The sequence below is a fragment of the Sporocytophaga sp. genome, assembly GCF_017745095.1.
Taxonomy (GTDB): domain Bacteria; phylum Bacteroidota; class Bacteroidia; order Cytophagales; family Cytophagaceae; genus Sporocytophaga.
In genome coordinates, this window is sequence record NZ_JAGHZZ010000007.1 from 206,582 (window position 1) to 219,984 (window position 13,403).

At 35.0% G+C, this 13,403-nt stretch carries 9 protein-coding genes and 1 tRNA gene; 4 read left to right on the top strand and 6 right to left on the bottom strand.

Annotation, left to right across the window (positions count from 1 at the left end):
• The first annotated feature begins 5 nt into the window (after nt 1-5).
• Nucleotides 6-3,248, top strand: coding sequence for an amino acid adenylation domain-containing protein (locus J7604_RS12625; protein WP_293896797.1), 3,243 nt, complete (start codon nt 6-8; stop codon nt 3,246-3,248).
• Nucleotides 3,249-3,458: 210 nt separating this feature from the next.
• Entirely contained in the window at nt 3,459-4,010 is a 552-nt protein-coding gene (locus J7604_RS12630) for a 4'-phosphopantetheinyl transferase superfamily protein (protein WP_293896510.1), read from the top strand.
• A gap of 195 nt (nt 4,011-4,205) precedes the next feature.
• On the opposite strand, the gene J7604_RS12635 is transcribed toward J7604_RS12630, so the two are convergent.
• The 3 genes from J7604_RS12635 to J7604_RS12645 all read right to left on the bottom strand — a co-directional run bounded on the left by J7604_RS12635 (nt 4,206) and on the right by J7604_RS12645 (nt 6,766).
• Nucleotides 4,206-5,246, bottom strand: a complete 1,041-nt coding sequence (locus J7604_RS12635; RefSeq protein ID WP_293896513.1) for a TQO small subunit DoxD — start codon at nt 5,244-5,246, stop codon at nt 4,206-4,208.
• A 55-nt stretch (nt 5,247-5,301) separates the two neighbouring features.
• Nucleotides 5,302-5,763 (bottom strand): DsrE family protein, encoded by a 462-nt coding sequence (locus J7604_RS12640; protein ID WP_293896516.1) that lies wholly within the window; start codon nt 5,761-5,763, stop codon nt 5,302-5,304.
• 930 nt (nt 5,764-6,693) lie between these two features.
• Nucleotides 6,694-6,766 (bottom strand) — tRNA-Lys (locus J7604_RS12645).
• A 78-nt stretch (nt 6,767-6,844) separates the two neighbouring features.
• On the opposite strand from J7604_RS12645, the gene J7604_RS12650 reads away from it, so the two are divergent.
• Nucleotides 6,845-7,606 carry an SH3 domain-containing protein gene (locus tag J7604_RS12650; protein WP_293896519.1) on the top strand — a complete coding sequence of 254 codons (762 nt, stop codon included), beginning with the start codon at nt 6,845-6,847 and terminating at the stop codon, nt 7,604-7,606.
• On the opposite strand, the gene J7604_RS12655 is transcribed toward J7604_RS12650, so the two are convergent.
• From J7604_RS12655 to typA, 3 genes are read right to left on the bottom strand one after another with little or no spacing between them, the layout of a single operon-like run.
• The gene (locus tag J7604_RS12655; protein ID WP_293896523.1) at nt 7,570-8,376 is read right to left on the bottom strand and encodes an SDR family oxidoreductase; all 807 of its coding nucleotides are present in this window, start codon (nt 8,374-8,376) and stop codon (nt 7,570-7,572) included. The genes J7604_RS12650 and J7604_RS12655 overlap by 37 nt on opposite strands.
• Nucleotides 8,377-8,388: 12 nt before the next feature.
• Nucleotides 8,389-9,216: an alpha/beta hydrolase gene (locus J7604_RS12660; protein WP_293896526.1), complete on the bottom strand. Its 828-nt coding sequence runs from the start codon at nt 9,214-9,216 to the stop codon at nt 8,389-8,391.
• A 6-nt stretch (nt 9,217-9,222) separates the two neighbouring features.
• Nucleotides 9,223-11,037 (bottom strand): translational GTPase TypA, encoded by a 1,815-nt coding sequence (typA, locus tag J7604_RS12665; protein WP_293896529.1) that lies wholly within the window; start codon nt 11,035-11,037, stop codon nt 9,223-9,225.
• Nucleotides 11,038-11,327: 290 nt separating this feature from the next.
• Between typA and metG the strand changes: the two genes are divergently transcribed.
• A complete protein-coding gene (gene metG / locus J7604_RS12670) occupies nt 11,328-13,382 on the top strand; it encodes a methionine--tRNA ligase (RefSeq protein ID WP_293896532.1) in 2,055 nt (684 codons plus the stop codon).
• The last annotated feature ends 21 nt before the right edge of the window (nt 13,383-13,403 follow it).

Consider the following 13,403-nt stretch of genomic DNA (forward strand, 5'->3'; position numbering starts at 1 on the left):
ATAAAATTTCCAAATTAAAATTACCATATGAGCGTACTGGAAAAGATATCATTTCAGATAGCGCCTTATATGAAGAAATTTTAATACCTAATACCATAATCAATTCACTAAAAAAATTTAGTAAAGAAAAAGATGTTACGTTCTTTATGACCTTCTTTAGTGCATTCCAATCCCTACTATATAAATATAGCCAAAACGAATTTATAAATACTGCAATTCCAATTGTAGATCGGGCTGATGCAGCAACAAAAAGACTAATTGGTTTTTTTGTAAACACTTTAATTGTTCCCACTGATTTTTCCAAAGATGTTGCATTTGATGAATTGATAGAAGAAGTTAAACAAACATTATTAGAAGCTTTTCATCATCAAGATCTGCCATATGAAATTCTTGCTAATGAATTAAGAAAGGAAACAGGAGCTGATGTAAATTCACTCATTCAAGTAATGTTTGCTTTTCAAAATGTACATGAAGATCCATTGCATTTAACAGGAGTTAAAGCAGAGAATATTTTATTGAAAAATAAACATGCTAAGTTCGATCTTACAGTTTCTGTTTCCGAACAAGCAGAAGGTTATCTGGTATCTGCAGAGTATAAATCTGATCTATTCCATTCTATTACAATAAAAAGAATGTTGAATTCATTCCATATGCTCTTAGAACAAGTAATGTCAAACCCTAAAATCAAGTTATCTCAGATTGAAGTATTGAATCAATCGGTGAAAGAAGTCCTTACAAAAGTATGGAATGACACAAAAAGAAATCTTCCTGATTTTTCAGTACATGAATTATTTGAAAGACAAGTGTTCTCATCCCCGGATGCAATTGCACTAAATTGGAATGGCAAAAAAATCAGTTATAATGAATTAAATATTCGATCTAATCATTTAGCACATTATCTTAAAAAACAAGGAATCTCTTCTGAAGAACTGGTAGGTATATTAATGGATGAATCGGAGTTTAGTATAATATCTCTGATTGCTGTTTTAAAGACAGGAGGTGCATACCTTCCTCTCGACCCTGCCTATCCAAAAGAAAGAATTGCTTATATGTTAAATGATTCAAAGGTTAAAACAATTATCAGTGAGAAAAAATATCTTGACTATCTTCCAGATTCTTCTTACCAATGGATTGTTTTGGATCAACTTGGTGAAGAATTAAGTAAAGAAAAAGATACCAATCCTGAAAGTAGAATACTTACCAATCATCTGGCCTATGTAATGTATACATCCGGTTCCACTGGTAATCCAAAAGGAGTTGGAGTAGAACATAAGAACATCATAAGGCTGGTGAAAAACACCAACTATGTTACATTAACAAGCAGCACTAAGCTATTAAAAACAGGCGCCTTTTCATTTGATGCATCAACATTTGAGGTATGGGGAATTTTATTGAACGGTGGTGAATTATTTGTATATCCAAAAGAAAATTTATTAGACCATCAATTGCTGAAAGAAAAGATAAAAGAGAATGGAATTTCTTTGATGTGGTTTACAGTATCCTGGTTTAATCAATTAGTAGATATAGATGTAGACATTTTTAAGCCTCTTCAATCAGTATTTGTTGGAGGCGATAAATTATCAGTGAAGCATATTAATAAAGTTAAACAAGCAATTCCTCACCTTGAAATAGTCAATGGATATGGGCCTACTGAAAACACAACTTTTTCTCTATATCATAAAATAGAGCATACAAGTGAAGAAGACATTCCTATTGGTAAGCCAATCACGAATACCACCGTTTATATTTTGGACAAATCTCTTAATCTTCTTCCAATTGGAGTGCAAGGTGAAATTTATGTAGGAGGGAAAGGAGTTGCAAGAGGGTATATAAACGATGAAAAACGTACGCAAGAAAAATTCATTCCTGATCCATTTAGTTTTGAAGGAAGATTGTATAAGACCGGAGACCTTGGAAGATGGCTGGAAAATGGAACGATAGAATTTGGAGGAAGAAAAGACAATCAAATTAAACTTAGGGGATATAGAATAGAACTGGGAGAAATTGAAAATGCTATATCTAGCCATCCTCTGATAGAAGATTCTGTAGTGATTTTAAAAGATGACAATGGTGATAAAAAGATTATAGGGTTTTATTTAAGCAATACGAATTTAACGGAAGCTGATGTAAAAACTTTTCTTAGAAAGACTCTTCCTGATTTTATGATACCTGTCTACCTGATCAAAAAGGAAAGCTTTCCATTAACTTCTAACGGAAAAATTAATCGTCAGGCATTAGCAAATAGTACTAAGAATTATATTAATGCAAACAAAACATTTGAGTTTGCCTTTAATGCAACAGAGGAAAAACTTGTGGCGATCTTTGAAGAGATTTTAGGAAGAGACGCTATCAGCATTACTGATAATTTCTTTGAATTAGGTGGACATTCTCTTCTCGCTACAAAAGTAATGGCCAAAATTGAAAGGGAGTTTGGACAAAATTATCCATTGTCCATATTATTTGAAGCTCCTACTATTAAAGAGCTCAGTAAGGTTATAAAAGGAGATTCTGGAATTAAAAAAACAGGAATTATTCCTATACAACCTAAAGGAAATAAACCTCCGTTATTCTTATTGCCAGGATATTTATTCTATCATAATCTAGCAAAATATCTCGGAGAGGATCAGCCACTGTATGGATTTGAGCCATTAAATATAGACAGAACAGAAGAAGTTGCGGCTATGTTTATAAAGCAAATGAAACAGATTCAGCCAACAGGCCCTTATTTCATTGGTGGATTTTGTGCCAGTGGAATCATCGCGTACGAAGTAGCTCAACAACTCACTGCCGCAGGAGATGAGATTGGTCTGTTATCTTTATTTGAAGTTTATACTCCAGAAGCCACGGTTTCTAAGGCATCAAAGAAATATTTATCAGACAAGTTTGCTCATTGGAAGGCCGCATTCTCTTATAATTCTTTCAGAGCTAAGATAAAATTGATTTATAATGAATCTCAGAAACTCCTTCAATATTTCCTTCTTAATCAATTTAGAAGTATGATAAGTGATTACAAGCTCAAACCATATGATGGAAAGATTGTATTGTTCAAAGCTTTAGATGAACTGGTAAGCTCATCTTCATCTGACCCTTACATGGGTTGGAATAGATACTGTTCAGCTCATAATATAACTTTGATTAAAATTCCAGGAAATCATAATACATTATTTAAAGAACCTTATATTGGTATTACTGCTGCGCAAATTAAAAAGTGTTTGGAAAATCAAAATTATCATGTTGAAGAAATTTGATTAAAATTTGATTGAAACAAGTTTAAGAAAGAGAGTTGTATTTGAATGAATGTTTGATTTAAATAACACTCTCTTTCTTTTATTATCTCTAATCCGAAGATTATACTCATTCCTTTACTTATTATTTCAATGGAAATATTTTATACTAAGTTCGAGGACAAACTGGATCATAAGAAATTGATTGCATACATAAGAACTCTTCCCCTTTCAATGAGAAAAGATATTTTTAAATTTAAAATGCCACTTGATATTCAAGGGCACCTATTTGGAAAAATTTTATTAAAAAAAATATTTGAAAATTATTACAATACTGAAAATATATTAAATCAGTTGGAATATAATAAATATGGCCGTCCATACATTTCCAATTCAACCATAAATTTTAGCATTTCTCATTCTGAGCAATTTTCAGCAGTTGCAGTATCAAATGGGTTTCCGATAGGGATAGACATTGAAAAAATGAAAGAGATATCTTTCTGCGATTTTAAAACTTTATTTACAGAAAGTGAATGGAATGTAATTTTAACATCAGCCAATCCTTTAAAAACATTTTATGTTTATTGGACCAAGAAAGAAAGTACAGCAAAGGCAGATGGAAGAGGTCTTTCCATTCCTTTAAATGAAATTTTAATTGAAGATGCTATTTCAATTTTAAATAAAAAACGGTGGCACTTATTTGAAATTAATTTAGAGCCTGACTATATGATTCATATTGCAAGTGAACAACAAGAATTGATCAATATCCATAGGTTTACTTTTTAGATTAAACACATAATTGGTTTTTGACCCTTAAGGAAACCTAAAAAGCTTTAACAAAAAATCCTCACATGTTATACAAGTGAGGATTTTAAATCGGAATGTGAATCTCTTGGGACTTTCCTAGAACCTTTTAAGTTAAGACTTTTATATAACTCCATCCTCACTTTGTCAAGCTGTAGGATAGCTATCCAGAAGGTATTAATTCTGAATTCTAAAACTTTCCTTCCATACTTTACCGCTTATGTCTTCTACCTCTATCCAATACCCGCCTTCTTTTGAGACGGTAATTGGAAGAGTTACTTTGGCTTTGGCTCCTAATGGAATGATCAAACTGTTTTTGCCTTTCTTCACTTTGGCAATGTAATAATTCTCAATGTCCCCATCAGGTATTTTGGAAAGCTCACTATACGAATACTCTTCTAATAATTCACCATTTTCATCTTTTAAAGAAATTCGTGTGATAAATGCACCATACGTATCAATACCCTGATCTCTGAACAGATCGAATCTAAGCCCTTTGACTTTGTCATACTTTGTTTCTGAAATTACAATATTAGGCTTCATAGATAGGTTATGAAGTTTTCCCCATACTCCTCCATGAAAGACTTGATTGGTATACAAAGTTATTATTAAAGAAAACATTGCGATGAATAAAGAAATGTATGTAAATATTCTATTGCTAATGTTTATGTCACCAGACCCCATATATTTAAACCATTTTTTTTCTTTTAGTTTAGTAAGCCTTGAAAGCAAGAGTCTGTCTAAGGAAAACTTATCTGCGCCAGCTACTATCATAATGAGTCCAGCTATGATACCAAAAGCCCCGATCTGCCATTCATCCAGGCACGTTGTTCCAAGCCATCCAGCACCAAACAATATTCCAAAAGAGAGGAGAAACACTCCTAATGCTGAGGCTCGAGTAAATATCCCAAACAATAGCCCTAATCCAACCAGAGCTTCAATGATCGTAAATACGATGAGGAATATCTGAAGGAAATCTGGATGAGTGATCATAAAATGAATCATAGGTTTAACGAATATAGCATTGGGGAAGAAGTGGTTAAACTTCTCACCAACATAGCCGATTCCATCAGGATCTAATTTATTTTCCAGAATCAACCTTCTCCAGAATGCAGAGAAGAAGAGCCAGCCTGTAACCCATCTTAATCCCGTTAGCAAAACTGCTGAGGAGGACAATTGGTATTGAGAATTTTTATCTGAAATTTTAATTGTTTCCATTTCCGTTTTTCTTTTTAAGTGAAGGAATAATAAATAAGAATCGCATTTAATTTAATTACAACTCGACGGTTTTATATCCATTCATTTGCAAATCAAACATGTAGGTTAGTCCATTCGGAACAATTTCAATTCCATTCATTATTGTTAAAGGATCAATATTGAATTGTTGAAGAGACATTCCACAAATCTTAAATTGAATACCTGCAGCTTTCCCCTTCTGAATCAGTTCAGCAAATTCACTGCCTTTCACAAACGCTTCAACAGATTTGGCACAGGCCATGACTACTAAAGTTTCTCTTCTGTATTTGCTGTCCTTCGTTATCGACTCTGCTGTATTAACAACTGCCTTTATGTGATTAGGCTGACTGATAAGAATCGCATAGTTTAGTTTTTTTTTATCACTTAATATCGTGCTTTCATGTATAGGTCTGTAAATAAATGACGTATGCAATAATGAGATGCTGATTAATACATTCAGTACAATAGTTTTTACTTTATTTTTATCTTGTAAATTCATAGGATATTTAATTAGTTAGATTTTATAATCGACATAGTTATCCCAAGGCCTTCATTTAGAATGAGGTCAGAGTATAACAAGTGAAAAATTTTACAGAGTAATATTGACAGGATATAACAATCCCCATTACATCGTAATAATAATATCAGTCTTGATTTATAACTTAATTAAAACAGGGAGGAGGAGAATGAATGTTACTGCAGCAAGAGTAATCAGTAACTTTGTAAACCTGATGATGACTAATCAGCTTTGATGATATCATTAAAAATTCGTTATGCTGAATAATATGTATATCAGCAGAACAAATAGTTATAAGCTTCTTATTTGACTTTTTTTGCTTATCTGATAAACTTGATTTTCCTGAAGAGGATATTTTAAATTGTTTATTCTTTCTGCCATACTTGCACTTCTTTTTAAATTCATAGATACTATCATTACTATTAAATACAGAAAGCGCATATACCGTCTGATTTAACAGATAAATGAACAGAAACAAAAATGTAAGTAGGCGTTTCATTCAATCCCTAACGCTATATTAATTAAAATAATTTTGGAACTGCACTAAAAAAAGTAGACAAAACAATAAGCATTTTTAATAACAAATAATTTAGCATTACATTTATATAATATTAATTATTTGATAATCATAAACATTCACTCTTAAGATAAATAACAAACAATAGCCACAATAAAGTGCGGATATCATTTCATTTACTTCAACTAAAGTAGCTTCTTCTTAACCAATATTCAATTGCCCCAGTGAAGTATACTTACATATATATAAATTCTGATTTTTTGAAAAAATGAAATCTAAACCTACTGGATAAAAATCGACACTTAAAAAACAAGGACTTGTGACAACAAACTGTTTATTCAATAGCAAAAAAAAATCCCCACCTGTTATACAAGTGAGGATTTTAAATCGGAATGTGAACCCGCTGGGATTCGAACCCAGGACCCCTACATTAAAAGTGTAATGCTCTACCAGCTGAGCTACGGATTCTTGTTTTTTTTTGCCTTTTCGAAATCGTTTTCCGTAAATGCGATGCAAAAGTATAAGCTTTTTTTATATTTGCAAAACATGAAGCGAATTTTATTTACAATACTTGCTGTTTTTTTTCTAACTCCTCTCGCCTTCTGCGCTAATTACGCTGATTCCCTGAAGCTTGCAGATTCGTTATTCAATGAAAAAAAATATCCACAATCCTATAGTATCTATTCTGGCATACTTACTTCTACTGAAAAGTTTTCCCCAAGAATGCTTCTCAAAATGGCTATGATTAAAGAACAGGAAGGTGATTATACCATGGCTCTTTATTATCTAAACCTCCTCTATAAATACCAGCCAGATAAAAGAGTGCTTGAAAAAATGGATGAACTGGCATCTGCTCATCAGCTTACTGGTTATACATTTACTGATTTGGAGTACTTTATTTCTCTTTACAACCAGTATTACTATTACATCATCTTCTTCTTCCTTATCGTATCTGCAATTATCTATCTGTATCTTATTTTCAAAAAGTTTTATAGCAAAAGACTAGGTTTACGTCCTCTCTTCTTCGTTTTTGTATTATCCTTTGCCTACATTCTTACCAATTATGATATCGTTCCTATGAAGGGAATCATAAGTCAGGACCATTCCTACTTAATGAGCGGCCCTTCCGCAGGTGCTGATCCTGTAGCTGAAATAGAAAAAGGTCACCGTGTTATAGTATGGTCAGAAGATGATGTTTGGTATAGAATCAGCTGGAATGGAGAATTTGTTTATATCAAAAAAAATCATCTCCTGTTAGTAGGAGACGAAAATCATTTAAGCGGTGAATCTTTCTCTTTTGATATATGATTGAAGACTACTCTATCAACAAGACCGGGAAAAAATTTCTTAAGAAAGATGGTTGATTTACCTTGTGAGGTCAATACAAGATCTCTCTTTCTTTGCTCAACAGCTTTGTAGATGCTTGCAGCAACTTCTTCCGCACTCATCATCTTACCTTCATCCATTGATGATTCTCCAATGATACTTCCGTCCTTAGACAAAGATGTATTCCTGATATTGGAAGTCGTAAAGCCCGGACAAGCCACCAGCACATGCACATTTTTATTCAGGAGTTCTACACGTAGTGCTTCCAGAAAGCCATTCATAGCAAATTTAGACGCGCTGTAACCCGTTCTACCCGGAAGGCCTACACTACCAGCTATAGAAGAAACGCCTACCACAGAGCCTTTATTTTTGATAATTTCAGGCAATGCATACTTTGTAGCATAAACAGTTCCGTAAAAATTAATATCCATTACCTTTTTCAATACACTCAAATCTGCATCTGTGAATAAAGCTCTCATCGATATACCTGCATTGTTAATAAGTATATCTATCCTTCCAAAAACTTTAATCGTCTCTTTGACGAGCATTTCGTTATCTTCCTCCATAGCCGAATCCGCTTGTATAGACAATACCGGGATTCCTTTACTTCTAAGCAATAATGCAGTTTCTTCAAGGTTCACCTTATTTCTTCCAGTTATGACAATCTTTGCTCCCTTGCTTCCAAACTCCTCTGCGCAAGCCTTGCCAATTCCTGAGGATCCTCCTGTGATTATAACTACTTTATCTTTCATGAATATTAAATTTTAATGTTCTTCTGATTTATTTATCCGCGTCTTAAAATACTTTGCAACAGCATGTATAAGATTGGAATGCCCGGCGGTAAGTACTTCTAATTTATAATTATTCAGATTACGAAGAAAATACTTCATATTCTTCAGATTAATAATTTTGTCGTAAGTCCCTAAAAAGAGTTCCAGCTCTATCTTGTTGTCGTTAAGGATAACTGCAACCTTCTTAGTATTGAACTTTAGATCTCTGAATACTATCCAGGAAAAATACACCCTTCTCCTCTGCTCCCTGGTAATCATTTGGGTATTTGCAAACCGGTGGAGGCCTTTATCAAGTAGCTTAAACCTGTTTAAGGTATTTACCACATTATGATAGATTCGAGGCTTTACAATGGTTCTTTTAAATATTCCTTGAAGAAGGGTCGGGTAAGTGGCAATATTGTACCAGAAGCTCGTTTTGATCCCATCCGGAGCTATCAGAATAACCTTATCAATCTTTGAATAAAAATACTCCAGGGTTGAAAGTACAAACTTTCCTCCCATGCTAAAACCTAGCAGGCTGAACCTTTCTATTTGCTGACTTTCCAGAAACCCGGCAAAAAATTCATTCCAGAAATCTTTCTGGAGAGGTTGATCTCTAAATGGCCAATAGCTTTTGCCATGAAAAAATAAATCAAAGCTGTAGATAGTATACTCACTTGCAAGAACATCTTCCAACTCATAAAAATGATTTGAGGTTTGCCCAAAACCATGAAAGGTAAGAAGTACCTTCTTACCTTTCCCTGATTTGGAGTAATACATGAGCGCCTTTCGGTGCTCATGATACCCATATTCTCTTTGCATTAAAGATTAAGAAACAGCTTCTGATTTCTTAGACATTCTGGTTCTCTCACCTTCCTCAAGGTAAATCTTACGCATTCTTATGCTCTTTGGAGTTACTTCAAGGTATTCATCCCCTTGAATATATTCCATAGACTCTTCTAATGAGAAGTTTATTTTTGGAGCGATTTTAACGTTGTCGTCAGAACCGGATGCACGCATGTTGGTCAATTTCTTACCTTTCAACACGTTTACAGTAAGGTCATTCCCTCTTGTATGCTCCCCTATTACCTGTCCCATGTAAATCTCTTCTCCCGGATCTACAAAGAAAAATCCTCTGTCCTGAAGTTTATCAATTGCATAAGCAGTTGTAGTTCCTGTTTCCATCGAGATTAAAGATCCACTCAATCTACCAGGAATTGTACCTTTATAAGGCTCGTATGCTTTAAATCTGTGAGTCATAATTGCCTCACCTGCAGTTGCAGTAAGTACATTATTTCTCAAACCTATAATTCCTCTTGAAGGTATATTGAATTCAAGATGTTGAAGATCGCCTTTTGGCTCCATGATCGATAACTCACCTTTTCTTTGAGTTACAAGCTCTATCACTTTACCAGCAGTTGCTTCAGGAACGTCTACAACCAATATCTCTACTGGCTCACATTTCTGACCATCAACTTCTTTGAAAATTACCTGTGGCTGTCCTACTTGTAGTTCATAACCTTCTCTTCTCATTGTCTCAATCAAAACTGACAAGTGAAGAATACCTCTTCCGAACACCAGAAATTTATCTTCAGTATCAGTCTCAACTACTCTAAGCGCAAGGTTTTTCTCTGTTTCCTTCATTAATCTGTCTCTTAAGTGACGTGAAGTAACAAACTTACCTTCTTTACCGAAGAATGGGCTGTTATTGATAGTAAACAACATACTCATAGTAGGCTCGTCTACTGCTATTCTTTCCAGTGGTTGTGGATTTTCAGCATCTGTTAAAGTATCTCCGATTTCAAAATCATCAAGACCTGTAACAGCACAGATATCTCCTGCAGATACTGATTCTACTTTTAATTTTCCAAGACCTTCAAAAACGTGAAGTTCTTTTATCTTCACTTTCTTAATAGAACCGTCGGCCCTTGTAAGTGCCATATTCGCACCTTCTTTCAATTCGCCTCTGAAAACTCTTCCGATTGCAATTCTACCCTGATAAGCAGAATAATCAAGAGAAGTTACCTGCATCTGAGGAATTCCTTCCGGACGTGGGGCTTCCGGTATATGCTCAACAATTGCATCAAGCAAAGGAATGATAGAATCTGTAGGATTTTTATAATCTGGTCCCATCCATCCTTGTTTAGATGAACCATACATAGTAACAAAGTCAAGCTGATCTTCATTTGCTCCAAGGTTGAACATCAAGTCAAATACTGACTCATGTACCTCGTCCGGACGACAGTTTTCTTTATCTACTTTATTTACAACGACAATCGGCTTTAAACCTAAACCAAGCGCTTTGCCCAACACGAATCTCGTCTGAGGCATCGGCCCTTCAAACGCATCGACAAGCAAAATAACACCGTCTGCCATTTTCAAAACACGCTCTACCTCACCACCAAAGTCGGCGTGACCGGGAGTATCGATAATATTTATCTTGATCCCTTTATATCTTACGGAAACGTTTTTCGCAAGAATGGTAATACCTCTTTCCCTTTCAAGATCATTGTTATCCAGAAGCAGATCGTTAAACTCCTGGTTTTCTCTAAAGATTTTAGAGGCGTGAATGATCTTGTCTACCAGGGTAGTTTTACCGTGGTCAACGTGTGCTATAATTGCAATATTCCTGATGCTTTGCATATATTTTGTGAAAACTAAGCTACAAAATTAAAAAAATAGTTTCGAATTGCTTAGTAATTAGGTTAAATTCTGACGAAGAACCTCAATAATTCTTCCCTAATAGCCCTAAACTATACCCAAAAGCCTATTTCTTATTGTTTTAGTCCTAACACGACTTTTTTAAAAATAGTTGACCTCGCAAAAGAAAAAGTAAAATTTCTGATTGCACCAGTTATATTTGCACTCCTTAATTAAAAACCGAACGGCCTTTGTGCTGTTTTCTCAAATAAAATTGTTCTTATTTTTAGCTTATGAGTAAAAATTACAAAAGACATACAATTACAGCTGCTTTGCCTTATGCAAACGGTCCTGTACATATCGGTCACCTTGCCGGTGTATATGTTCCAGCTGACATTTACGCAAGATACCTAAGACTTAAGGGTGAAGATGTACTCTTCGTCTGCGGATCGGACGAGCATGGTGTCCCTATTACCATCCGAGCTAAAAAAGAAGGCATCACACCTCAGCAGGCAGTTGACAAATACCATACAATCATCAAGGACTCTTTTAAAGATTTTGGAATATCATTTAATATATACTCAAGAACTTCTTCTAAAGTACATCATGAAACCTCTTCCGAATACTTTAAAACACTTTATAATAAAGGTATTTTCGAAGAAAAAGTAACTGAACAATATTTTGATCCCAAAGCGCTTCAGTTTCTGGCTGACAGATACATTGAAGGTACTTGTCCGAAATGCGGATTTGAAAAGGCTTATGGTGATCAGTGTGAAAACTGTGGAAGTACTTTAAGTCCTTCAGAACTAATAAACCCACACTCTACACTTAGTGGAGAAAAACCTGTACTAAAATCGACAAAACACTGGTACCTACCTCTGGATAAGTATGAAAACTGGCTCAGAGAATGGATATTGGAAGGACATAAAGAGTGGAAATCCAATGTATATGGACAATGCAAATCATGGATAGATCAGGGACTTCAGCCACGTGCGGTGACCAGAGACCTTGATTGGGGAGTACCTGTTCCCCTGCCAGGCACGGAAGGGAAAGTTCTTTATGTATGGTTTGACGCTCCAATAGGTTACATATCAGCAACCAAGGATTGGGCTCAACAGCAAGGAACCCCGGATGCATGGGCAAAATATTGGCAGAATGAAGACACCAAGCTTGTACACTTTATAGGAAAAGATAACATCGTATTTCATTGTATTATTTTCCCCGTAATGTTGAAGACGCACGGAGATTATATACTACCAGACAATGTACCAGCAAACGAGTTTCTGAATCTTGAAGGAAATAAAATTTCCACCTCAAGAAATTGGGCGGTTTGGCTTCATGAATATTTGCAGGAATTTCCTGGGAAAGCAGATGTTCTTAGATACGTTCTTTGCGCTAATGCTCCCGAAACAAAGGACAATGATTTTACATGGAAAGATTTCCAGGCTAGAAACAACAATGAACTTGTTGCCATCTTCGGAAACTTTGTAAACCGCGCAGTTGTACTTACTCACAAAAACTATGAAGGTATCGTACCTGCTCAGGGCACACTTGAAAATATAGACAAAGAAGTACTTGAGAAACTGAAAGAACTTCCGGAAAAAGTCGCTGGCTCCATAGAAGCATATAGATTCAGAGAAGCGTTGACTTTCATGATGGAACTTGCAAGAGTTGGCAATAAATATCTTGCGGATACAGAACCATGGAAATTGATTAAAACAGATGAATCAAGAGTTAAAACCATCCTGAATATCAGCCTTCAGATATCTGCGAGCCTTGCTATTCTGGCAGAGCCATTTATGCCATATACTGCTGCAAAACTTTCTGAAATGCTAGGATTGAAAAACCTGACATGGAAAGATGCAGGCAAAGATAATCTGGTAGCAAGCGGTCATGAGCTAAAAGCAGGAGCTTTATTATTTGACAAAATTGAAGATGCAACTATCGAGGCTCAGATCAAAAAACTTCAGGATACCAAGGTAGCCAATGAATTGGCAAGCAAGACCGTATCTCCGGAAAAACCTGCGGTTCAATTTGACGACTTTACTAAGATGGACATTCGAATTGCCACCATTATTGAAGCTGAAAAAGTAGCAAAAACCAAAAAACTACTAAAACTGAGACTTGACACTGGTATTGATACAAGGACGGTTGTAAGTGGGATTGCAGAATACTATGAACCAGAAAAAATTATTGGTCAACAGGTTTGCCTACTCGCGAATCTCGCTCCAAGAGAAATAAAGGGAATCGAATCGAAAGGAATGATTTTAATGGCAGAAGATAAAGATGGAAAACTTTCTTTTGTAAGTCCTATAAATAAAATTACAAACGGAGGAACTGTAAGTTAAGCTGTATCTACTCCAAGTTTG

Excerpts from the sequence above, each read along its gene's own strand:
- J7604_RS12635 (WP_293896513.1), bottom strand. The coding sequence starts at position 5,246 with ATGGAAACAATTAAAATTTCAGATAAAAATTCTCAATACCAATTGTCC.
- typA (WP_293896529.1), bottom strand. The coding sequence starts at position 11,037 with ATGCAAAGCATCAGGAATATTGCAATTATAGCACACGTTGACCACGGT.
- J7604_RS12630 (WP_293896510.1), top strand. The coding sequence starts at position 3,459 with ATGAGAAAAGATATTTTTAAATTTAAAATGCCACTTGATATTCAAGGG.
- J7604_RS12640 (WP_293896516.1), bottom strand. The coding sequence starts at position 5,763 with ATGAATTTACAAGATAAAAATAAAGTAAAAACTATTGTACTGAATGTA.
- J7604_RS12660 (WP_293896526.1), bottom strand. The coding sequence starts at position 9,216 with ATGCAAAGAGAATATGGGTATCATGAGCACCGAAAGGCGCTCATGTAT.
- J7604_RS12655 (WP_293896523.1), bottom strand. The coding sequence starts at position 8,376 with ATGAAAGATAAAGTAGTTATAATCACAGGAGGATCCTCAGGAATTGGC.
- metG (WP_293896532.1), top strand. The coding sequence starts at position 11,328 with ATGAGTAAAAATTACAAAAGACATACAATTACAGCTGCTTTGCCTTAT.
- J7604_RS12650 (WP_293896519.1), top strand. The coding sequence starts at position 6,845 with ATGAAGCGAATTTTATTTACAATACTTGCTGTTTTTTTTCTAACTCCT.